The organism is Enterobacter sp. BIDMC109 (genome assembly GCF_001037885.1).
Classification (GTDB): Bacteria; Pseudomonadota; Gammaproteobacteria; order Enterobacterales; family Enterobacteriaceae; genus Enterobacter; species Enterobacter hormaechei_C.
In genome coordinates, this window is sequence record NZ_KQ090002.1 from 2,280,618 (window position 1) to 2,301,117 (window position 20,500).

Annotated in this window: 18 protein-coding genes and 1 pseudogene; 5 read left to right on the forward strand and 14 right to left on the reverse strand. The window is 59.2% G+C overall.

Going from position 1 to position 20,500, the window contains the following annotated elements:
* Window positions 1-162 precede the first annotated feature (162 nt).
* Entirely contained in the window at window positions 163-798 is a 636-nt protein-coding gene (locus tag SK62_RS10790; protein ID WP_023296565.1) for a helix-turn-helix domain-containing protein, read from the forward strand.
* Between the two features lie 42 nt (window positions 799-840).
* Here the strand turns inward: SK62_RS10790 and paaY are convergent, their stop codons facing one another.
* From paaY to paaA, 13 genes are all read right to left on the reverse strand, one after another.
* Window positions 841-1,446 (reverse strand): phenylacetic acid degradation protein PaaY, encoded by a 606-nt coding sequence (gene paaY / locus SK62_RS10795; protein ID WP_047719587.1) that lies wholly within the window; start codon window positions 1,444-1,446, stop codon window positions 841-843.
* Window positions 1,447-1,455: 9 nt separating this feature from the next.
* Window positions 1,456-2,391, reverse strand: coding sequence for a phenylacetic acid degradation operon negative regulatory protein PaaX (gene paaX / locus SK62_RS10800; protein WP_047719588.1), 936 nt, complete (start codon window positions 2,389-2,391; stop codon window positions 1,456-1,458).
* A gap of 133 nt (window positions 2,392-2,524) precedes the next feature.
* The gene (paaK, locus tag SK62_RS10805) at window positions 2,525-3,841 is read right to left on the reverse strand and encodes a phenylacetate--CoA ligase PaaK (RefSeq protein WP_017384511.1); all 1,317 of its coding nucleotides are present in this window, start codon (window positions 3,839-3,841) and stop codon (window positions 2,525-2,527) included.
* Between the two features lie 26 nt (window positions 3,842-3,867).
* Window positions 3,868-5,073 carry a 3-oxoadipyl-CoA thiolase gene (pcaF, locus tag SK62_RS10810; protein ID WP_023296563.1) on the reverse strand — a complete coding sequence of 402 codons (1,206 nt, stop codon included), beginning with the start codon at window positions 5,071-5,073 and terminating at the stop codon, window positions 3,868-3,870.
* Window positions 5,073-5,495 carry a hydroxyphenylacetyl-CoA thioesterase PaaI gene (paaI, locus tag SK62_RS10815; protein WP_045327934.1) on the reverse strand — a complete coding sequence of 141 codons (423 nt, stop codon included), beginning with the start codon at window positions 5,493-5,495 and terminating at the stop codon, window positions 5,073-5,075. The genes pcaF and paaI overlap by 1 nt, the downstream gene beginning before the upstream one ends.
* Window positions 5,485-6,909 (reverse strand): 3-hydroxyacyl-CoA dehydrogenase PaaH, encoded by a 1,425-nt coding sequence (gene paaH / locus SK62_RS10820; RefSeq protein ID WP_032668908.1) that lies wholly within the window; start codon window positions 6,907-6,909, stop codon window positions 5,485-5,487. Before paaH ends, paaI begins: the two co-directional genes overlap by 11 nt.
* A gap of 1 nt (window position 6,910) precedes the next feature.
* On the reverse strand, window positions 6,911-7,699 hold the full coding sequence (paaG, locus tag SK62_RS10825) for a 2-(1,2-epoxy-1,2-dihydrophenyl)acetyl-CoA isomerase PaaG (RefSeq protein ID WP_087654018.1): 789 nt from the start codon (window positions 7,697-7,699) through the stop codon (window positions 6,911-6,913).
* Window positions 7,699-8,466, reverse strand: a complete 768-nt coding sequence (gene paaF / locus SK62_RS10830; protein WP_015570595.1) for a 2,3-dehydroadipyl-CoA hydratase PaaF — start codon at window positions 8,464-8,466, stop codon at window positions 7,699-7,701. The genes paaG and paaF overlap by 1 nt, the downstream gene beginning before the upstream one ends.
* The gene (gene paaE, locus SK62_RS10835) at window positions 8,463-9,533 is read right to left on the reverse strand and encodes a 1,2-phenylacetyl-CoA epoxidase subunit PaaE (protein WP_033486769.1); all 1,071 of its coding nucleotides are present in this window, start codon (window positions 9,531-9,533) and stop codon (window positions 8,463-8,465) included. The genes paaF and paaE overlap by 4 nt, the downstream gene beginning before the upstream one ends.
* 7 nt (window positions 9,534-9,540) lie before the next feature.
* Window positions 9,541-10,038, reverse strand: a complete 498-nt coding sequence (paaD, locus tag SK62_RS10840) for a 1,2-phenylacetyl-CoA epoxidase subunit PaaD (RefSeq protein ID WP_003857347.1) — start codon at window positions 10,036-10,038, stop codon at window positions 9,541-9,543.
* An 11-nt stretch (window positions 10,039-10,049) separates the two neighbouring features.
* Complete coding sequence (paaC, locus tag SK62_RS10845; protein ID WP_015570597.1) at window positions 10,050-10,796, reverse strand: 1,2-phenylacetyl-CoA epoxidase subunit PaaC; 747 nt, start codon at window positions 10,794-10,796, stop codon at window positions 10,050-10,052.
* An 8-nt stretch (window positions 10,797-10,804) separates the two neighbouring features.
* Window positions 10,805-11,092 (reverse strand): 1,2-phenylacetyl-CoA epoxidase subunit PaaB, encoded by a 288-nt coding sequence (gene paaB / locus SK62_RS10850; protein WP_003857353.1) that lies wholly within the window; start codon window positions 11,090-11,092, stop codon window positions 10,805-10,807.
* A 12-nt stretch (window positions 11,093-11,104) separates the two neighbouring features.
* A complete protein-coding gene (gene paaA, locus SK62_RS10855) occupies window positions 11,105-12,034 on the reverse strand; it encodes a 1,2-phenylacetyl-CoA epoxidase subunit PaaA (protein ID WP_032103760.1) in 930 nt (309 codons plus the stop codon).
* A 285-nt stretch (window positions 12,035-12,319) separates the two neighbouring features.
* Here paaA and paaZ point away from each other — a divergent pair, with 285 nt between their 5' ends.
* The 4 genes from paaZ to SK62_RS10875 all read left to right on the forward strand — a co-directional run bounded on the left by paaZ (window position 12,320) and on the right by SK62_RS10875 (window position 20,128).
* Window positions 12,320-14,359 (forward strand): phenylacetic acid degradation bifunctional protein PaaZ, encoded by a 2,040-nt coding sequence (paaZ, locus tag SK62_RS10860; RefSeq protein ID WP_032668911.1) that lies wholly within the window; start codon window positions 12,320-12,322, stop codon window positions 14,357-14,359.
* Between the two features lie 195 nt (window positions 14,360-14,554).
* Window positions 14,555-16,828 (forward strand): primary-amine oxidase, encoded by a 2,274-nt coding sequence (gene tynA / locus SK62_RS10865; protein WP_047719589.1) that lies wholly within the window; start codon window positions 14,555-14,557, stop codon window positions 16,826-16,828.
* Between the two features lie 168 nt (window positions 16,829-16,996).
* Complete coding sequence (locus tag SK62_RS10870) at window positions 16,997-18,970, forward strand: alkyl/aryl-sulfatase (RefSeq protein WP_047719590.1); 1,974 nt, start codon at window positions 16,997-16,999, stop codon at window positions 18,968-18,970.
* Between the two features lie 51 nt (window positions 18,971-19,021).
* Window positions 19,022-20,128: a GGDEF domain-containing protein gene (locus SK62_RS10875; protein WP_017693486.1), complete on the forward strand. Its 1,107-nt coding sequence runs from the start codon at window positions 19,022-19,024 to the stop codon at window positions 20,126-20,128.
* Window positions 20,129-20,225: 97 nt separating this feature from the next.
* On the opposite strand, the pseudogene SK62_RS10880 reads toward SK62_RS10875, so the two are convergent.
* Window positions 20,226-20,500: pseudogene (locus SK62_RS10880) on the reverse strand (aldehyde dehydrogenase family protein); the annotation flags it as partial.

The following is a 20,500-nucleotide window of genomic DNA, read 5'->3' on the forward strand; positions in this document are numbered from 1 at the left end:
CGGTTGGCGGATAATTTTAATGCGAACTCATTGACGACCATTCTAATCAGAATACTTTCTCATCATAGTCCCATATGGGACTGGTTATTTATCGGTTCGTAATCCGGGGACTATTGCTGCTATACTCGTTACCACGGCAGACGTTGCGGGGAGAGGCTTAGCGTGAATTTTCAGGATATCCATACCTATTATCAGCAACTCAATATTGGGCAATTCTTTCCGCACATGCTTTGTAAAGGCGAGGCCTTAACCGTTGCCGCAAATAAAAAATTCACCGTCGAGCCTGGCTATATCTATTTTTGCACTGAAGGGTCGCTGACAATATTAATGCCTGATGATGGCCTAAATATTGGCAATACTATCGAGTATATGCCGATAGGGTTAATGGAAAGGTATTGTCCACTGGCGAAGTATGAATATCGCAGCAGTGCGAAGGTGAAGCTGGTGAGAATAGCCTGGGCCGACTTCGACCAGCTATTTTTCGAGGGCGGGTCTGAGCGCATGCAGGCGCTGGCCACCATACTGACCTACATGTCCATTTTCACCATCGACCTGCACAATGAACGCAGGCAGGTCACCAGCTACCAGACCATCAAACCGATGCTGTACCGCTATCTCTATCGGCAGGAGACCCACACGGGAGAGAATGAGGGCCTGGCGCTGTTTATCATTAAGCGCACTAACCTGTCACGCACGCATGTCTTTCGCGTGCTGGCAGATCTCAAAGCCGGGGGCTATATCACCATGAAGCGCGGAAAGCTGGTGTCGATTGACCGGCCCCTGCCGGAAGCGTATTAAGCTCATCTTCACGCCTTGAGCAACACGCGGGAACGAACGGCCTTATTTATCCCGGCCAGCCGACTTGGGCCGTAAATTCTCATCGAAGACCAGCCGTTTGCGTCCGGGCTCTTCTTCCCGCAGCGGCTCCACCTGATGCAGCGTCTGCTTACAGCGATCCACCAGTACCTGATACTCCCGCGTGCCCTGCTTTTTCCACTCTATTTCCTGCGCGCTTAACTCACGAATCGCTTTCGCCGGACTGCCAAGAATTAAGTGATTCGCAGGCATCTCCGCTTTGGCCTTCACAAACGCCGCCGCCCCGACGATGCTGTTTTCGCCGATCGTCGCCCCGTCCATCACGACCGCATTCATCCCCACCAGCGCATTACGGCGGATAATGCAGCCGTGCAGGATCGCGCTGTGGCCGATATGCCCGTCCTCTTCCACCACCGTGTCCTGCTCCGGAAAACCGTGCATCACGCAGTTATCCTGGATGTTCGCGCCGTCTTTAACCACGATCCGGCCAAAATCACCGCGGAGGCTGGCGTTAGGGCCAACGTAAACGCCCTTGCCCAGAATCACGTCGCCAATCAGCACCGCGGTCGGGTGTACATAGCTCTCGTCAGGCACGACCGGCGTCAGACCATCAATTTGATAAACAGGCATACCCTCTCCTTATGTGATATTCAGACCACCAAAACGCTGGTGATAAAGCGTGCCGGGAGCGGGCAGCTCGCCCACGGAGGTTTCCCCCTTCTCACTGACAAACGCCAGGGCTCCCGCCGCCACGCGCTGATAGATGTTAATACACAGCTGTCGCGCGCTCTGTCCCGCCCAGTGCGCAGGAAGTAACTCCTCCGGCAACAGCGGATCTTTCAGCACCACGCGACGATAAAAATGAATGAGTAACAGCTGGATCTGGAAGCAACGTTCCGGGGTCAAATCCTCAGGCGGTGCTTCTTTCAGCAGCGGCAGCAGCGGACGGAACGAGTTGATAAACGTTTCGTACATCGCGTTTTGTTCGGTCAGCTGCCAGCACTCTTCCACCCGCGAACGCAGCGCCGCGCGGGACAGCGCCAGCGGCGAATGGGCCTCAAAGAAGATGACGTTTTCCGCCACGCCCGCGTCGTGGAGCAGCGACTGTACGTCCGCCAGATGCTGCGACGGCGAGGCCATCAGGCTCGGTGCCAATGTGCCAAACCCTTGCCATATCAGCTGTTTTTTCACATCGGCCAGCGTGGTTTTATCCAGCCCTTCTGACAGCAGCAGCAGCCATTTACCATCCCACGCCGGCAGTTCCGCACGGTAGATTTTATTTTCCGCGCGGCGGGTCAAACGCAGCCCCTTGTCGCTGAGACGGTAAAAGCTGCGACGGCCAATGCGGGACACGTCCAGCCAGCCCTCTTTGTTGAGGCGAAACAGCGCGGTGCGCACAAAGCGCTCCCCGAAACCCATCCCTTCCAGCAGGGCCGCCAGGCTGCCGAGCCAGATCTCTCCGCCGCGATGGGAAAGCGCGTCGCCATACAGCGAGGAGATAAGCGACGTTCCGCTGACGGGAACAGAGCTGACTGCGTGCTGGATAAAGGCATCAAGTTTATTCATGTGATTCATTCTGTTGTTATTTTTTTCCTGGATGAATCATAGCATACGAATCTGGGGTGTACCCTCACCCTAACCCTCTCCCAAAGGGAGAGGGAACTTAATACACCCTCTCCCTTTGGGAGAGGGCTGGGGTGAGGGAAATTCAACCGTTGGCTGCCACTTTACGCAAATCAAACACCCGGCAGGCTTTACCCTCGGAGCGCGGAATGCTGCCGCAGTTAACGATCATCACGTCGGTTGAGATCCCCACCATCGATTTAATCCGATGACGCAGCTGATGGCACACCTGACAGCGCTGTTCATGGGTCAGCGTTAAGCTGCTCTGTTTCAGCTCGACCTTCACCGAAAGTGAATCAAGATGCCCGCGGCGGTTCACCTCCAGCTGATAGTGCGGCGAAAGGTGTTCGAACTTAACGATCTCCTCTTCCAGCTGAGACGGGAAGACGTTCACGCCGCGAATAATGAGCATGTCGTCGCTGCGACCGCTGATGCGATCCATCCGGCGCATGGTGCGTGCGGTGCCCGGCAGCAGGCGCGTCAGGTCGCGGGTGCGGTAGCGGATCACCGGCAGCGCCTCTTTGGTCAGCGTGGTGAACAGCAGCTCGCCCTGCTCGCCGTCGGCCAGCGGCGTGCCGTCATTCGGGTTGACGATCTCCGGATAGAAGTGATCTTCCCAGATGGTCGGGCCGTCAGCGGTTTCAAGACACTCCATCGCCACGCCCGGCCCCATCACTTCGGAGAGACCATAGATATCCAGCGCGGTAATGCCCAGCCGTTTTTCAATTTCGCGGCGCATCGCCTGCGTCCACGGCTCGGCGCCAAACACGCCGACGCGCAGGGAACAGGCGCTGGCATCGCCGCCCATCTGACGCTCCAGCTCTTCAATCAGGTTCAGGCAGTAAGACGGCGTCACCATGATCATATCCGGCTGGAAATCGCGGATCAGCTGCGCCTGCTTCTCCGTCTGTCCGCCGGACATCGGGATCACCGTCGCTCCCAGACGCTCGGCACCGTAGTGCGCCCCCAGCCCGCCGGTGAAGAGCCCGTAACCGTAGGCGACGTGAATTTTATCCTTCGCGCTGCCCCCGGCGGCGCGCAGGGAACGGGCGACGATATTGGCCCAGTTGTCGATATCATTCTGGGTATACCCCACCACGGTCGGCTTTCCGGTGGTGCCCGACGAGGCATGGATGCGTACCACCTGTTCCATTGGCACCGCAAAGGTATCAAACGGGTAGTTGTCGCGCAGATCCTGCTTGGTGGTGCACGGGAATTTTTGCAGGTCCGCCAGCTCGGTGAAATCGTCAGGGTGAACGCCCGCGGCATCAAACTTGCGTTTGTACATCGGAACATTGTTGTAGGCGTGGTGCAGCGTCCACTTCAGGCGCGCGGTCTGCAACGCCTGCAATTCATCAATGGACGCGGTTTCGATCGGATCAAGCTTTGTTGTATTTATCATCGCAGGGTACTCACATTATTGTTCGCTCAAACACGCTCAAGGATCATGGCAATGCCCTGACCCACACCGATGCACATCGTACACAGCGCGTAGCGCCCGCCGCGTCGGTGCAATTCATTGCTTGCGGCCAGCGCCAGTCTGGCACCGCTCATTCCCAGCGGATGACCTAGCGCGATCGCCCCGCCGTTCGGGTTGACATGCTCCGCGTCATCCGGCAAGCCCAGCTGACGCAGCACACCCAGCGCCTGTGCGGCGAAGGCTTCATTAAGCTCAATGACGTCCATATCGGTGATACTGAGTCCGGCACGCTCCAGCACCTTGCGGGTGGCGGGCACCGGGCCTAATCCCATCAGGCGCGGCTCGACGCCCGCTGTCGCCATGGCCACAATGCGGGTGCGCGGGGTTAACCCCTGGGCAAGCGCCATCGGCTCGCTGGCGATAATCAGCGCCGCCGCCCCGTCGTTGACGCCAGAGGCGTTCCCCGCCGTCACCACACCGTTCTTACGGAACGGGGCTTTCAGCGCGGCAAGCTGTTCCAGGGTGGTTTCGGCGCGCGGATGCTCGTCCACGCTCACTTCCGTTACCGCACCTTTTTTGCCCGCCACCTGTACCGGGATAATCTCCTGCGCCAGAACGCCATTCTGCTGCGCCCGCGCGGTGCGCTGCTGGCTGCGCAGGGCAAATGCGTCCTGATCGGCACGGCTTATATTTAACAATTCCGCTACATTCTCTGCCGTTTCCGGCATGCTGTCAGTTCCGTATTGCTGATGCATGAGCGGATTCACAAATCGCCAGCCGATGGTGGTGTCGAAGATCTCCGCCTGACGCTGAAACGCCGCCGTGGCTTTGCCCATCACGAACGGCGCACGGGACATGGATTCGACGCCACCGGCGATCAGCAGATCGCCATCCCCGGCCCTGATGGCGCGCGCCGCAAAGCCAATGGCATCCAGACCGGAGCCGCACAGGCGGTTAATGGTGGTGCCGGATACCGTCTGCGGCAGCCCGGCCAGCAGCGCCGACATGCGCGCCACGTTGCGGTTATCCTCTCCGGCCTGGTTCGCGCAGCCGAAGATCACGTCATCTATGCGCTCCAGATCTAGCTGCGGGTAACGCGCCAGCAGCGCACGCAGCGGCACGGCCCCTAAGTCATCGGCGCGCACGCTGGATAATCCTCCGCCGTAGCGACCAACCGGGGTACGCACCCCCTCACAAATAAATGCGTCACGCATCAGACTTCTCCTGTCACACTGCCGCCGGTGCGGTGCGATTTCCCGCGAAAAAGAGCGACGGTTTTCTGGTGTTGGTTCTGAATTTCAATGTCGTAGACGCCGGTCAGTTTGCCCTGATGCTTCACCCGCGCGGTGGCGGTGAGCTTATCTCCGGCAAAGCCCGGACGCAGAAAATCGATGGCGCAGCCTGAGGCCACCGCCGCCAGCCCCTGACTGTTGCAGGCGTAGGCAAAGGCGGTATCGGCCAGCGAGAACAACTGTCCGCCGTGGCAGGTTTTATGCCCGTTGAGCATCTGCGGGGTGATGGTCATGGTCACCACCGCGTAGCCCTCGCCCATGTCGATAATGTCCATCCCCATCGCCTGCGCGCAGGCGTCCCGTTCGTACATCGCGCGGGCGTTATGCCAGGCGTTATGACTCATAGCTACTCTCCAGAAGCGCACGCTGGCGCAGCAGTGAACAGGGGCGATAGCGTTCCTCGCCGTAGTGACGTTGCAGATTCTCCAGCAGCGTTAACAGACGCTGCCAGCCAAGGCGCTCGCCCCAGGCGATGGGCCCGCAGGGATAGTTGACCCCTAAGCGCATGGCGGTATCGATGTCTTGCTCGCTGGCGACCCCTTTTTGCAGGGCGTCCAGCGCTTCGTTGGCAATCATCGCTACCGTGCGCCAGACCAGCAGGCCGGGGTAATCGGCAATCTGTACCACCCGTTTCTCCTGATGCTGCAACCAGTAAATGGCTTTCTGCGTGGCGGCGTGCGGGTTGCCCGGTGCGGCGGCTATCACGGCCACATCCCGCTCGATGCGGTCGACCACCACCACCGGGCAGCCGTGGCGCAGCGCCAGCGACTGCGCGGTTTCACCCTGCGTTTCGATCAGCAACAGATCGTCAATTTCCGTGACACCGTCACTTCTTCGCTGTACGCGCATCGGGCTGAAGCTGTCGCTGACCGGGGCGAGCCAGCTGACGGCGGGTTTCTCCTCCAGCCAGCGGTAAACGCCCTGCCCGCTTTTCTTACCCAGACGCCCCGCCAGCACTAGCTCCTGCTGCACCAGCGACGGCAGAAAACGACGCTCCTGCCAGAAGGCGTTAAACACGGAGCAGGTCACGGCAAAGTTGACGTCCTGACCAATCATGTCCGTCAGCTCAAGCGGCCCCATCGGGAAGCCTCCGCCGTCTCGCAGGGCGGCGTCGATCACCTCGGGCGTTGCCACCTGCTCTTCCAGCGCGCGCCAGGCTTCCGAGTAGAACGGGCGCGCCACGCGGTTGACGATAAACCCCGGCGTGGACTGGCAGCGTACCGGCTGCTTTCCCCAGCTCAACGCCAGCTCGCACAGTGCATCGGCCACTTCGGGAGAGGTCGCCAGCCCGCTGACCACTTCCACCAGCTTCATCACCGGGGCAGGATTGAAGAAGTGCAGCCCGGCGACGCGTTCAGGGTGGTTTATCTCCGCCGCAATCGCGGTAACGGAAATGGACGAGGTATTGCTGGCAAGCAGCGTCTGCGGCGGGCAGATCTCTGCCAGCTGGGTAAACAGCGCTTTTTTTACCTCAAACCGCTCGGAGGCCGCCTCGATCACCAGATCGGCTTTCGCCAGAGCACTGATAGTCGTCACCGGCGTAAGGCGGGCGAGGATCTGTTCCCCGGCGTCGGCAGAGAGTTTTCCGCGCGCAACGCGAGAGGAGAGCCGCTGATGAATGCCGTCGATGGCGCGGGAAATCGCCGCTGCATCAATGTCGTACACCAGAACCGGATGACCGTGGCTGGCTGCCACTTCGGCAATACCGGCGCCCATGGTGCCGCTGCCAATGACGGCGACCGTATGGATATTCACCATCTTATTTCCCCGTAAAGTTCGGCGCGCGTTTTGCCAGGAACGCGCTGACGCCTTCCCGGTAGTCGTCGCTGCGTCCGGCCAGACGTTGATAGTCGCGCTCCAGATCAAGCTGGGCGTCGAGGGTATTGGTTTCGGCGGCGTTGATCGCCTGCTTGATCAAGCCCAGGCCAAAGGTCGGCTGCGAGGCAAAATGCAGCGCCATCTGCTGTGCGGTGGCGGAGAGCTGGTCGTCGTCCACCACCTGCCAGATCATTCCCCAGGCCTGTGCCTGCTCGGCGCTGAGCTTATCGCCCAGCAATGCCAGCCCCATGGCGCGGGCGCGTCCGGTCACGCGCGGCAGCAGCCAGGTTCCGCCGCAGTCCGGTACCAGCCCGAGCTTGCTGAAGGCCATCACAAAGCTGGCTGAACGGGCCGCAATCACCATGTCGCAGCCGAGGGCCAGCGTGGCCCCCGCGCCCGCCGCCACGCCGTTAACCGCGCAAATCACCGGCTTCGGCAGTTTTGCCAGGCGGCGCACCAGCGGGTTGTAAAAAGTCTCAACGGACATGCCCAGATCGGGCGCGGGGCCGTTCGGGTCGACGCTACGGTCGTTAAGATCCTGCCCGGCGCAGAAACCACGTCCTGCCCCGGTGATCAGCAGGCAGCGGATGGCGTCATCGCGCTCGGCCTGCTTCAGGCATTCGGAAAGCTGCTGGTGCATGACGTCGTTAAAGCTGTTCAGGCGCTCCGGGCGGTTCAGCGTAATGGTCATTACGCCCTGCTCAACATGGCTCAGAATAGATTCCACAATTAGCGTCCTTTAAAGTCTGGGGTGCGTTTTTGTAAAAAGGCGTTGATACCTTCCCGGCGATCGTCGGTGGCCGCGAGCAACGCAAACAGCTGACGCTCCTGCGCCAGCCCGGCCTGAAGCGGGACTTCCTGCGACTGGCGAAGCGCCTGCTTCGCCGCCTGTAGCGCCAGCGGCGAGTGGCGCGCCATCCGCGCCGCCTGCTTCAGGGCGTACTCCAGCGTCAGCGAGGCCGGATAGACGTCGCTGACCAGCCCGGCGCTGTGCGCCTGAACCGCCGTGATGCTTTCGCCCGTCAGCACCATTTTGCTGGCCAGCGATTTACCCACGCTGCGGATCAGCCGCTGGGTGCCGCCTGCGCCCGGCATGATCCCGAGGGTGATTTCCGGCAGGCCAAAACGGGCGTTATCGCCAGCAATCACGACATCGCAGAGCAGCGCCAGCTCACAGCCTGCCCCCAGCGCGAAGCCGTTCACGGCGGCAATCAGCGGTTTGGTGAAGGCGTTGATCCGCGCCCACAGCTGCGGGCGGATATCGTTCAGGGTGGCGGGCAGGTCTTTCTCCGCCATTTCGTTGAGATCGGCCCCGGCGGCAAAGCAGCGTTCGTTGCCGTACACCACGCAGACGGCGATCTCAGCATCCGCGGCGGCGGCCTCAAGCTGCTCCGCGATTTGCAGGAGCAGCGCATTGTTGAGCGCGTTGCGCGCCGCCGGACGGTTAAGCGTCAGCTGCAACACGCGACCGTGACGGGTGACAATCAGTTCACTCATGCCATCCCCTTCGCATCAAAATCGACGATAACATCGGCGGTTAACGGCAGCGCCTGACAGCTCAGCACATAGCCTGCGGCCAGCTCGTCCGGCTCCAGGCTGTAGTTGGTCGCCATATCGACTTTTCCGCGCAGCACTTTGCATTTGCAGGTGGCGCATACGCCGCCCTTGCAGGCGTAAGGCAGATCCGCCCCCTGACGCAGGGCCGCGTCAAGAATGCTCTCGTCGTCCGCAGTCAGGGTGATCTCCCTGTCGCGCCCGTCCTGACGGACGGTGACCTTCTGCCCGTCGGCCTGCACGCTGGCTGTCCGTTTAACGGCGGTACCCGGCGTGTTAAAGCGCTCAAGATGGATCGCTTTTTCCGGCATACCCAGCGCTTGCAGCGCCGCTTCGGCCTCATCCATCATCGCCGACGGGCCGCAGATGAAGGCTTCATCGTACTGGCGGAAATTCACCAGCGTTTTTGCCAGCGCCTGGAGCTTTTCCCCGTCAATGCGGCCATGGAGCAGATCGCTGTCGAGCGTCTCCTGGCTGAAGATGGCGATCAGCTGCAAACGCTGCGGGTATTTATCTTTCAGGTCCGCCAGCGCCCGGCGGAACATCATGCTCTGGCTGCTGCGGTTGCCGTAAATCAGGGTGAAGTGGCTGTGGGCTTCAGTGGCCAGCGTAGCGGACATAATTGCCAGCATCGGGGTGATCCCGGACCCGGCGGCAATCGCCAGATAATGGCCTTCGCGTTCGGCCTGCGGCTGATAGCCAAACTGCCCCTGGGGCACCATCACCTCCAGCGCCATGCCCGGTTTGATCTCGTCCCGGGCATAGCGGGAAAAACGTCCGCCCTCGATGGCTTTGACCGCCACGCTGATCTCACCGCACGCGGTGCTCCGGCAGATGGAGTAGCAGCGGCGCAATTCATCCCCGCCAGGACTGGCTTTCAGGGTCAGATGCTGACCGGGACGGAAGCGGTACGCCTCCTGTAACGCCTGCGGCACCGCGAAGGTAATGGTCACCGCGTCGCGGGTTTCGGGTTCTACTTTTGCCACTGTTAATGAATGAAACGTTGTCATGGCAGCCTCAAATACATTTGAAATAGTCGAAGGGCTCACGGCAGGTATTGCAGCGGTAGAGCGCTTTGCAGGCCGTGGAACCAAATTCACTGATGAGCGAGGTATCGGTGCTCGCACAGCGCGGGCAGCTCACCTCCGCGGGAACGTGGGCATGGCAGCTATGGCCGACAGGCGGGCTGATGCCATATTCACGCAGGCGCCTGCGGGCATCGTCGGTCATCCAGTCGGTGGTCCAGGCGGGCTCCAGTTGCAGCACAATATGTACCGGGCTAAAGCCGTTTCCGGTCAGGGTTTCGCGGATCGCCCCCAGCAGATGCTCTGTTGCCGGACAGCCCGAATAGGTTGGCGTGAAGCCGATGACCCAGCCTTCCCCCTGCGCCTTCACGCTGCGCACCATGCCCAGGTCGGTGATGGTCAGCACCGGCACTTCCGGGTCGGGGATCTGGCTTAACAGCGCCCAAATCTGCGGGATTTGTGCAGGCGCGATGTCGACGAGGCGTTGCATGGCGTCCTCCTTTACCACTGCTGGCCGGGGTAAACGCGCTGGAGATACTGCATCTCTGCCAGCATCGGCCCGAGGTGTTCGGTATGTAGCCCCTTCTTGCCGCCCGTGCGATACGCCACCTCTTCGGGCACGCGGAGGGTGGCTTCCGCCAGGCCAGCAAACACTTCGCGCTCCCACGGGTCCCGCAGGTCGCGCGGATCAACCGCCACGCCGTCATCAATTAGCGCCAGCTCGACGTCGTCGGCGTCGAACAGTTCAGCCGTAAAGCGCCACAGGCTATCCACCGCCTGCTGCATTTTTTGTGCGGAGGTCTCTGTTCCGTCCCCCAGCCGCACCAGCCAGCCGCGGCTAAAGCGCAGGTGATAGCGTGCCTCCTTAATGGCTTTTGCCGCGATGGCGGCAAGCTGACTGTCGCTGCTATGGATCAGCCGCTCGTAGAGCGCCACGTTCCACGCATCCATCAGATACTGACGGGCAATGGTGTCAGCGAAGCTGCCGTTTGGTTGTTCCACCAGCAGCAGATTGCGGAACTGACGCTCATCGCGGCCATAGGCCAGGGTGTCTTCATCGCCCTTACCCTCCCGTTCAGCGGCGTAGGTCAGGAAATTGCGCGCCTGCCCGAGCAGATCAAGGCCGATATTGGCGAGCGCCAGGTCAATTTCCAGCTCCGGCGCGTGGCCGCACCAGGCACCCAGACGCTGTGAGAGCACCAGACCGTTGTCGCCCAGACGCAGGGCATAAGCAGATACGTTGTTCATCCCCAACCTCACATATGCTCGATGCCATCAGGGATGGTGTAAAACGTCGGATGGCGGTAGACCTTGCTTTCCGCCGGATCGAAAAACTCCCCGCTCTCTTCCGGCTGGGAAGCGACGATTTCACTCGCCTTCACCACCCAGATGGAACAGCCTTCGCTGCGGCGGGTATAGGCATCGCGCGCGTTTTCCAGCGCCATGCGGTCGTCGGCAGCGTGAAGGCTGCCCACATGCCGGTGCGACAGCCCCTGCTTCGAACGGACAAAAACTTCGTATAACGGCCAGTAAACATTGCTCATGGTTGATTCCTCTTATGCGGCCTGGCGGGCGCGTTGTTTTTCCGCGTGGGCCAGAGCGGCTTCACGCACCCATGCGCCGTCGTCCCAGGCTTTACGTTTTGCGGCCAGACGTTCGTGGTTGCAGATCCCGCGCCCGGTGATCACCTCGTCAAATTCCTGCCAGTCGATTTCGCCGAAGCGGTAGTGGCCGCTCGCTTCATCGAAACGCAGGTCGGGGTCCGGCACGGTCATACCGAGCATCTCCACCTGAGGCACCGTGTTGTCCACGAAGCGCTGGCGAAGCTCATCGTTGCCAAAGCGTTTGATCTTCCAGGCCAGACTGCGGGCGCTGTTTGGGGAGTTGTCGTCGTTGGGTCCAAACATCATCAGCGCGGGCCACCAGAAACGGTTGATGGCGTCCTGCAACATCTGCCGCTGGGCTTCGCTGCCCTGCGCCAGCGCCATGCAGGCCTCAAAACCCTGACGCTGGTGGAAGCTCTCTTCTTTACAGATTTTCACCATCGCCCGGGCATACGGACCGTAAGACGTACGACACAGCGCCACCTGGTTCACAATGGCCGCCCCGTCCACCAGCCAGCCAATGACGCCGATATCGGCCCAGCTCAGGGTCGGATAGTTGAAGATGGAGGAGTATTTCATCTTGCCGTCGAGCATCTTTTGATAGATGTCCTCCCGGGCGCAGCCCAGCGTTTCCGCCGCGCTGTAGAGGTACAGGCCGTGTCCGGCTTCGTCCTGCACCTTCGCCAGCAGAATGGCTTTCCGGCGCAGCGTCGGCGCGCGGGTGATCCAGTTTCCTTCCGGCAGCATGCCGACAATCTCAGAATGGGCGTGCTGTCCAATCTGGCGGATCAGCGTCTTGCGGTAGGCATCCGGCATCCAGTCCTGCGGCTCGATGGCCGTCTCCTGTGCGATGCGTTGCTCAAAGCGTTGTTCTTGCGTCACATAACCACCTTTGTGATTCGTTAAATCACCACAAATAGCAAAATGGTGAATCATTTGGTTTCTTAAAAGTTACACAAAGGTTAAATATAACCCCAAGAAGCGTTTGTTTATTTTGTGACGACGCTCGCAAGCCTTTTGATGAAAGGCCGATAACGCAAGACTTTCGGGTGGTCAGGCTAAGCAATACAGATCACAACGTTAACAATTCATTAAAACTCAGCTTGATTTTTATGATTCACGATCAAACTATTGATAGTGAAATCACGAAACATCTGGAGAGAAGAAATGCAGCAGTTAGCCAGCTTCTTGTCCGGCACCTGGCAATCAGGCCGGGGCCGCGAGCGCAACATCACCCACGCCATCAGCGGGGAAACGCTATATGAAGTGACCAGCGAAGGGCTGGATATGGCGGCCGCGCGCCGTTACGCCATTGAACACGGCGGAGAAGCGCTCCGTGCAATGAGCTTTATCGAGCGCGCCGCCATGCTGAAGGCGGTGGCCAAACATCTGCTGAGCCAGAAGGATCGCTTTTATGCCCTGTCAGCCCAGACCGGCGCGACGAAGGCCGACAGCTGGGTGGATATTGAAGGCGGTATCGGCACCCTCTTCACCTACGCAAGCCTCGGCAGCCGTGAGCTGCCGGACGATACCCTGTGGCCGGAGGATGAACTGATCCCGCTGTCGAAGGAAGGCGGCTTTGCGGCACGTCACGTGTTAACGTCGAAATTCGGCGTGGCGGTGCATATCAACGCGTTCAACTTCCCGTGCTGGGGGATGCTGGAAAAGCTCGCGCCCACCTGGCTTGCCGGGATGCCCGCCATCATCAAGCCCGCCACCGCCACCGCGCAGGTGACTCAGGCGATGGTGAAAGCGATCGTCGAGAGCGGGCTGGTGCCGGACGGCGCCATCAGCCTGATCTGCGGTGGCGCGGGCGATCTGCTGAACCAGCTCGACAGCCAGGACGTGGTGACGTTTACCGGATCGGCCAGCACCGGGCAGAGTCTGCGCGTCCACCCGAATATCGTCGCGCATTCCATTCCGTTTACCATGGAAGCAGATTCTCTCAACTGCTGCGTGCTGGGTGAGGACGTGACGCCGGAACACCCGGAGTTTGCGCTGTTTATCCGAGAAGTGGTGCGCGAGATGACCGCCAAAGCCGGACAAAAATGTACCGCCATCCGCCGCATCATCGTGCCGGAAGCGCAGGTTGACGCCGTCAGCCAGGCGCTGATTGCGCGGCTGGAGAAAGTGGTCGTCGGCGATCCGGCCCAGGAAGGGGTGAAGATGGGGGCCCTCGTCAACGGTGAGCAACGTGCTGACGTGCAGGAAAAAGTCGATCATCTCCTTGCCGCGGGCTGTCAGATCCGTCTGGGTGGTAAAGCTGATTTGCAGGCGGCTGGCGCATTCTTCCCGCCCACCCTGCTGTTCTGCCCGCAGCCGGACGAAACCCCGGCCGTCCACGCCATCGAAGCCTTTGGCCCCGTTGCAACCCTGATGCCCTGCCGTAACACCGAACACGCCATGCAGCTGGCGCGGGCGGGCGGCGGCAGCCTGGCGGGAACGCTGGTTACGGCAGATACCCGCGTGGCGCGGCAGTTTATTGCCGGGGCAGCGCGCGCCCACGGACGTATTCAGATCCTCAACCAGGAATCCTCGAAAGAATCCACCGGCCACGGTTCACCGCTGCCGCAGCTGGTGCACGGTGGTCCGGGACGTGCGGGCGGCGGCGAAGAGCTGGGCGGCCTGCGCGCGGTGAAGCACTATCTTCAGCGCACGGCCATTCAGGGCAGCCCGTCCATGCTCGCCGCGATCGGTAAACAGTGGGTCCGTGGCGCGGAGGTGCAGGAAGATCGCGTTCATCCCTTCCGTAAATACTTCGAGGAGTTACAGCCGGGCGACAGCCTGCTGACCCCGCGTCGTACCCTGACGGAAGCGGATATCGTGAATTTTGCCTGCCTGAGCGGGGATCATTTCTACGCCCATATGGACAAAATTGGCGCGGCGGAGTCGATTTTTGGTGAGCGCGTGGTACACGGTTATTTCCTGATTTCCGCCGCGGCGGGGCTGTTTGTCGATGCCGGGGTTGGGCCGGTTATTGCCAACTACGGCATGGAAAACCTGCGCTTTATTGAGCCGGTCAAGCCGGGTGATACCATTCAGGTGCGCCTGACCTGTAAACGTAAAACGCTGAAGAAACAGCGCAATGCCGAGGAAAAACCCACCGGCGTGGTGGAATGGGCGGTGGAGATCTTCAACCAGCACCAGCAGGCCGTGGCGCTCTACTCCATCCTGACGCTGGTGGCGCGCCAGCAGGGTGACTTCTGACCCACCTCTTTCTTGCCGGGTGTCGCTCCGCATACCCGGCCTACAACTACCTGACCGGGGTGTGATATCCCCCGGTCTTTTTTTAACCTGGCAAGACTGACAAACAACCTGGCAGATGCAGGCAAACGCTTTTCGTGCGCGCCTGTCAGGATAAGGCTGACACAACACAATAAACACAACAAGATGAGGTCTGCGATGGGAAGCAATTCTTCTTTTTCTGCCCGTAGAACGGCACTGGCCATGGCCGTTGCGCTCTGTTGCGCCTGGCAATCCCCTGTTTACGCTCACGGCAGCGAGGCGCATATGGTCCCGATGGACAAAACGCTTCAGGCGTTTGGCGCGGACGTGCAGTGGGATGATTACGCCCAGATGTTCACCATCGTCAAAGACGGTGCCTTTGTGAAGGTCAAACCCGGCGCAAATACCGCCATCGTTAACGGCAAACCGCTGACGCTCCAGGTGCCCGTGGTGATGAAGAACAATAAGGCGTTTATCCCGGAGACCTTTATCAACGATGTTTTTCAGTCCGGTCTTGATCAGACATTCCAGGTTGAAAAAAGCCCCCACCCGTTAAACGCGCTGACGGCTGATGAAATCAACCAGGCCGTAGCCATTGTGAAAGCCTCTGCGGATTTTAAACCCAATACCCGCTTTACCCAGATTGCGCTGGCTGAGCCAGAAAAGGCCAAAGTCTGGGACTTTGTGCTTAACGGCACGGCGGTGGATGCGCCCCGCCAGGCCAATATCATCATGCTTGATGGTAAACACATCATCGAAAGCCGGGTGGATCTGAAGGACAAAAAGATCCTCCGCTGGGAGCCGATCAAAGACGCGCACGGCATGGTGCTGCTGGATGACTTCAATACCGTGCAGCAGATCATCAATGAAAGCCCGGAGTTTGCCGCCGTGCTGAAAAAGCGCGGCATTACCGACCCGAAGAAAGTGATCACCACTCCGCTTACCGTCGGCTTTTTTGACGGCAAGGATGGGCTGAAACAGGAAGACCGCCTGCTGAAAGTGATCAGCTATCTCGACGTGGGCGACGGTAACTACTGGGCGCACCCGATCGAAAACCTGGTTGCGGTGGTGGATCTCGAGCAGAAGAAAATCCAGAAGATTGAGGAAGGCCCGGTCGTGCCGGTTCCGCTCACGCCGCGCCCTTATGATGGCCGCGACCGCGTTGAAACGGTGAAAAAACCGCTGGAGATTATCGAGCCGGAAGGCAAGAACTACACCATCACCGGGGACAGGGTGCACTGGCAGAACTGGGATTTTCATCTGAGCCTGGACTCACGCGTCGGCCCGATAATCTCCACCGTGACCTATAACGACAACGGCAAAAAGCGACAGGTGATGTATCAGGGATCGCTCGGCGGCATGATTGTGCCGTACGGCGACCCGGATATCGGCTGGTACTTTAAAGCCTACCTGGACTCCGGCGATTACGGCATGGGTACCCTGACCTCCCCGCTGGTGCGCGGCAAGGATGTTCCGTCTAACGCCGTGATGCTCAACGAAACCATCCCGGATTACACCGGCGCGCCAATGGAGATCCCCAGGGCGATCGCCATTTTCGAGCGTTACGCCGGGCCGGAATATAAGCATCAGGAGTTAGGTAAACCCAACGTCAGCACCGAACGCCGCGAGCTGGTGGTGCGCTGGGTCAGCACCGTGGGTAACTACGATTACATCTTCGACTGGGTATTCCACGAAAACGGCACTATCGGCATTGATGCAGGGGCTACGGGCATTGAAGCGGTGAAAGGCGTGCAGACGAAAACCATGCATGATGCCACCGCGAAGGATGACACCCGATACGGAACGCTGATCGACCATAATATTGTCGGTACCACCCACCAGCACATCTACAACTTCCGTCTGGATATGGACGTGGACGGCATCAACAATAAGCTGGTGGCCATGGATCCGGACGTCAAACCGAACACCGCTGGCGGACCGCGCACCAGCACCATGCAGGTTAATCAGTATGATATTAATACCGAACAGCAGGCGGCACAGAAGTTTGACCCGGGCACCATCCGCCTGCTGAGCAATACCAGCAAAGAGAACCGCATGGGCAACCCGGTCTCGTATCAGATCATCCCTTACGCGGGCGGTACACACCCGGTAGCGTCCGGCGCGAAGTTTGCCCCGGACGAGTGGATTTATCACCGCCTGAGCTTTATGGATAAACAGCTGTGGGTGACGCGTTACCATCCCGACGAGATGTACCCGGAGGGAAAATACCCGAACCGTTCCACGCACGATACTGGCCTCGGCCAGTACAGCAAAGATAACGAGTCGCTGAACGACCAGGATAACGTCATCTGGATGACCACCGGCACCACCCATGTCGCCCGTGCCGAGGAGTGGCCGATAATGCCGACGGAATGGGTGCACACGTTACTCAAGCCGTGGAATTTCTTTGACGAGACGCCAACGCTCGGCAAGAAAAAAGAGCAGAAATAACCCACCGACCGGGCGTAATGCCCGGTTTTTCATCCGCTTACTTGCTGAATTACTCTCCCCGATTATAGTTATTGTTACCTCGCTTAATCCTTTTGCATTTCTTGACACACTTTCACCAGGATTCGGAGTCTCCACAAACAACGTCACAGTTTACTGAGAGGTTTTAGGATGAGAATCAATGAGATCGTCAGGAGTCTCGCGCTGGCGGGATGTTTTATTTCTGCCAGTTCCGCCTGGGCCGCAGAAGCACCTAAGGATGCCACCGCAGCAACGCAACAGGCCAACAACGCACTCTTCAACCAGCTTCCTTTCTCCGATAACACCGATTTTACCAACGCCCACAAAGGGTTTATTGCCCCGCTGCCTCAGGACATTATCAAAGGTGAGCAAGGCAACACCGTCTGGGATCCGCAGCAGTACGCTTTTATCAAAGAAGGCGATAAGGCGCCCGACTCGGTTAACCCGAGCTTATGGCGTCAGTCCCAGCTGATTAACATCAGCGGTCTGTTTGAAGTGACCGAAGGCGTTTACCAGATCCGTAACCTCGACCTGTCAAACATGACCATTATTGAAGGTAAAGAAGGCATTACCGTGGTCGACCCGCTGGTGTCGGCGGAAACGGCCAAAGTCGGGATGGATCTTTACTATAAAAATCGCGGTAACAAGCCTGTTGTCGCCGTAATTTACACCCACAGCCACGTTGACCACTATGGCGGCGTGCGCGGCATGGTGGACGAAGCAGATGTGAAGTCCGGCAAGGTGAAAGTCTACGCGCCCGCCGGATTTATGGAGGCCGCCGTCGCGGAGAATATCATGGCGGGTAACGTCATGAGCCGCCGCGCCAGCTATATGTACGGCAACCTGCTGAAGCCGGATGCGAAGGGCCAGGTCGGCGCGGGTCTCGGCACCACCACCTCCGCCGGGACGGTGACCCTGATCGCCCCGACCAATATCATCGAGAAAGATGGTCAGAAAGAGGTGATCGACGGCCTGACCTATGATTTTATGCTCGCGCCGGGATCGGAAGCGCCTTCCGAGATGCTCTGGTATATCGAAGAGAAAAAGCTGATCGAGTCTGCGGAAGATGTCACCCATACCCTGCACAACACCTACTCCCTGCGCGGCGCGAAAATTCGTGAACCGTTGCCATGGTCGAAATACATCAACCAGGCGATTGTACGCTGGGGTGATAACGCCGAAATCATTATGGCGCAGCACCACTGGCCGACATGGGGCAACGACAACGTGGTTAACCTGCTGAAAAGCCAGCGCGACCTGTATCGCTACATCAACGACCAGACCCTGCGCATGGCGAACGAAGGGCTGACCCGTGACGAGATTGCCGCCAACTTCAAACTGCCAAACTCCCTGGCCAATACCTGGGCAAACCGTGGCTATTACGGTTCTGTCAGCCATGACGTTAAAGCGACCTACGTGCTCTATTTAGGCTGGTTTGACGGCAACCCGGCGACCCTGGACGAACTGCCGCCTGAAGAAGCCGCGAAGAAATTTGTGGACTATATGGGCGGTGCGGATGCCATCCTGAGCAAAGCGAAAACCGACTTTGACCAGGGGAACTACCGCTGGGTGGCTCAGGTGGTCAGCAAAGTGGTCTTTGCCGATCCAAATAATCAGGCCGCGCGAAACCTGGAAGCGGATGCGCTGGAGCAGCTGGGTTATCAGGCTGAATCAGGCCCGTGGCGTAACTTCTACCTGACCGGCGCCCAGGAGCTGCGTAACGGCGTGGTGAAAGGACCGACCCCGAACACCGCCAGCCCGGATACCGTGCGCGCGATGACGCCAGAAATGTTCTTTGACTATCTGGCGGTGCACATTAACGGTGAAAAAGCGGCGGATGCAAAATCGGTGTTTAACATCGACCTCGGCAGCGACGGCGGTAAATACAAGCTGGAGCTGGAAAATGGCGTGCTGAACCACACGGCGAACGCCGAAGCGAAAGACGCTGACGCGACAGTGACCCTCAACCGCGATACGCTGAATAAAATCATCCTGAAAGAAGTGACGCTTAAACAGGCGCAGGATAACGGCGATATCAAAGTGACCGGCGATGCCGCAAAACTTGATGCCATGCTCGGTTACATGGATAAATTTGAATTCTGGTTTAACATTGTGACCCCGTAAAGGCAGCACTCGCGGGCGGACGTTCCGCCCGCTCAAGGAAAATTCTCTTCAATGGAAAAAAGACATCCAGCCACACCCGAACCCGCGATATGGCCTACCCGTAAATCAATGGTTGTTCACGGGCTGGCCGTGAACCTGCCGTGGCTCGCCTTTGTGAATGCCAGCTTTGCCCTTATGGTCCTGCTGCGCAATTCGTTGTTCGGCCATATTGATGCCCTGCTGCACATCAGCCCCCCTCTGCGGCAGATGATTGACGCCTCCATGCTGGGCGTGGTGATCCTTTCCGTGGCGCTGGTGATCATGGCCTGGCGCCACATCCGCGGCGTCAGCGCCGTTTTGTTTATGTGCAGCCTGCTGTGGTCGATAAGTTGTTACTGGTTTATCAACGTGTTACAGCTTCCTCATCCCTGGCCTATATTCGTTACCCTGCTGATGGCCGGTATGACCGCGCTCTATTTTCACCCGGTGGCACTGCTCTGCTTCACCGTTCCGCTATGGGTAAGCCTGCCCGTTGCCAGCATGCTGCTGAATCAGGAAATTAATTATCGCTTTGCCGGGCTGTGGGTGGTGTTCACGTTCATTCTCGTGTGCGGGCGCTATATCCTGTTGAGCTGGTTTGAAGAGGCGTGGCGTCGCAACCAGCAGAATCAGCGTTTAATTTCGCGGCTGGATGCGCTGGCCCATCAGGATCCGCTGACGAAAACGGCCAACCGCCGGGCGATGGAGCTGGTGCTGGAAAATGCCGTAGAGCAAGGCAAACGCTTCGCGGTGCTGATGCTGGATGTCGATTACTTCAAACTGTATAACGATACCTACGGTCACCAGGCCGGAGATGCGTGCCTCGCGCGGGTGGCAGAGGTGCTGAACACCTCGGTGCGCACGCCAGAGGATGTGGTTTCGCGCTACGGTGGCGAGGAGTTTGTGGTGATCCTCTTTGACTGCGAAGAAAGCGTTGCTGAGAAAGTCGCCGCGCGGATCCAGGCTGGCCTGCGCAACGCAGCCATTCCGCACAGCGCGTCGAAGGTGAGTGAATGTGTGACGGCGAGTATGGGCATTGCAGGCTATACCGCAGGGCTGGCCGGCCCGGAAATCATTGCCCGCGCCGATGCGGCGCTGTACAGGGCGAAGGAGGCCGGGCGGGATCGGTGGTCGCTGTAAGTTACGCCGGGTGGCGCTGCGCTTACCCGGCCTACAAAACCAACCTTTTCCTCGATCCCGTAGGCCGGGTAAGGCGTAGCCGCCACCCGGCGTTTTTTTAATACCGCACACACACCGACTTGGTTTCACACCAGCCGTCCAGCCAGTCGGGGCCGAAATCAGCGCCCGGTGCCGGACTGCTTCATGCCGCCGAACGGCAGGTTGGCGTCTATCAGCGTGTGGCTGTTCACCCACACGGTTCCGGCCTGTAACCTGTCGGTATACGCCAGCGCTTTACTGATGTTCTGCGTCCAGACGCTGGCCGTTAAGCCATATTCAGTGTCATTCGCCAGCTGAAGCGCCTCTTCCCCATCGGCCACACGAACCAGGTTC

Excerpts from the sequence above, each read along its gene's own strand:
- paaY (WP_047719587.1), bottom strand. The coding sequence starts at position 1,446 with ATGCCTGTTTATCAAATTGATGGTCTGACGCCGGTCGTGCCTGACGAG.
- paaX (WP_047719588.1), bottom strand. The coding sequence starts at position 2,391 with ATGAATCACATGAATAAACTTGATGCCTTTATCCAGCACGCAGTCAGC.
- paaK (WP_017384511.1), bottom strand. The coding sequence starts at position 3,841 with ATGATAAATACAACAAAGCTTGATCCGATCGAAACCGCGTCCATTGAT.
- pcaF (WP_023296563.1), bottom strand. The coding sequence starts at position 5,073 with ATGCGTGACGCATTTATTTGTGAGGGGGTGCGTACCCCGGTTGGTCGC.
- paaI (WP_045327934.1), bottom strand. The coding sequence starts at position 5,495 with ATGAGTCATAACGCCTGGCATAACGCCCGCGCGATGTACGAACGGGAC.
- paaH (WP_032668908.1), bottom strand. The coding sequence starts at position 6,909 with ATGGTGAATATCCATACGGTCGCCGTCATTGGCAGCGGCACCATGGGC.
- paaF (WP_015570595.1), bottom strand. The coding sequence starts at position 8,466 with ATGAGTGAACTGATTGTCACCCGTCACGGTCGCGTGTTGCAGCTGACG.
- paaE (WP_033486769.1), bottom strand. The coding sequence starts at position 9,533 with ATGACAACGTTTCATTCATTAACAGTGGCAAAAGTAGAACCCGAAACC.
- paaD (WP_003857347.1), bottom strand. The coding sequence starts at position 10,038 with ATGCAACGCCTCGTCGACATCGCGCCTGCACAAATCCCGCAGATTTGG.
- paaC (WP_015570597.1), bottom strand. The coding sequence starts at position 10,796 with ATGAACAACGTATCTGCTTATGCCCTGCGTCTGGGCGACAACGGTCTG.
- paaB (WP_003857353.1), bottom strand. The coding sequence starts at position 11,092 with ATGAGCAATGTTTACTGGCCGTTATACGAAGTTTTTGTCCGTTCGAAG.
- paaZ (WP_032668911.1), top strand. The coding sequence starts at position 12,320 with ATGCAGCAGTTAGCCAGCTTCTTGTCCGGCACCTGGCAATCAGGCCGG.
- tynA (WP_047719589.1), top strand. The coding sequence starts at position 14,555 with ATGGGAAGCAATTCTTCTTTTTCTGCCCGTAGAACGGCACTGGCCATG.
- SK62_RS10870 (WP_047719590.1), top strand. The coding sequence starts at position 16,997 with ATGAGAATCAATGAGATCGTCAGGAGTCTCGCGCTGGCGGGATGTTTT.
- SK62_RS10875 (WP_017693486.1), top strand. The coding sequence starts at position 19,022 with ATGGAAAAAAGACATCCAGCCACACCCGAACCCGCGATATGGCCTACC.